This is a genomic window from Peptoniphilus senegalensis JC140 (assembly GCF_000321025.1).
Taxonomy (GTDB): Bacteria; Bacillota; Clostridia; order Tissierellales; family Peptoniphilaceae; genus Peptoniphilus_A; species Peptoniphilus_A senegalensis.
In genome coordinates this window covers 1-729 of sequence record NZ_CAEL01000043.1, presented here as the reverse complement: position 1 = coordinate 729, position 729 = coordinate 1, and the positions used below count along the sequence as shown (strand labels likewise).

The 729-nt window shown below is 33.6% G+C and carries 1 pseudogene; it reads left to right on the top strand.

The features are described from left to right. Positions 1-729: pseudogene (locus tag PTSHG_RS09855) on the top strand (hypothetical protein); the annotation flags it as partial.

The following is a 729-nucleotide window of genomic DNA, read 5'->3' as shown; positions in this document are numbered from 1 at the left end:
GTCTAAAGTTCTTGACAATAAAAAATGGGAAGCTACATTAGATAGGGAACTAAAGAAAGACGAGAAAGTTATAATTACTCAAGTTGAAAAGGGTAAAAAAGAATCTGAGCAAGAAGAGTTAACTGTTGCTGAAAAGGAAAATAACAAACCGGCTGCAAGTATTGCAGATAGAATTAAATCTGATAAATTACATCCTGTAGATATTTCTGTTTGGGAGAATGATGAAATTAATTGGAAAAATGGAGTTGAGCTTGACACTTCTGTAAATGATCCTGAGCTTAGAAGAGCCTTTGATGAGGCGAATTTTGAAGGCGTCGGCAGAGATTCTAGTTTACAAGCACCAAATGGAAAAGATGGAAAGATAGTGGTAACTTTTGGAGATACTTCATCGATAACAGTTATGGCTCAAAAACTCTATGTTTTTCCACATGTAACTGCTTCTTCATATACAAACACACCAAAGGATGCAGTAACAACAACTTTCTTCTTAGGCGAAGGAAGTAAAGTTAAAAGTGGTTTAAATGAACAAGTGGGAAATGCAGAACATCCTATTCCTTTCCAAACATTTAAGATAAAACCAGGTACAAATGTTCATAACTTCCTACTGCCAACTAATAAGAATATTTTTGATAATATTTCTGCGATGCTAGCTGATGATTCTTATTCTGATCTTAAATGGGAGCCAGAAAACTATATAGTAAATGAAAATAATAACAAATTTACTGCAAA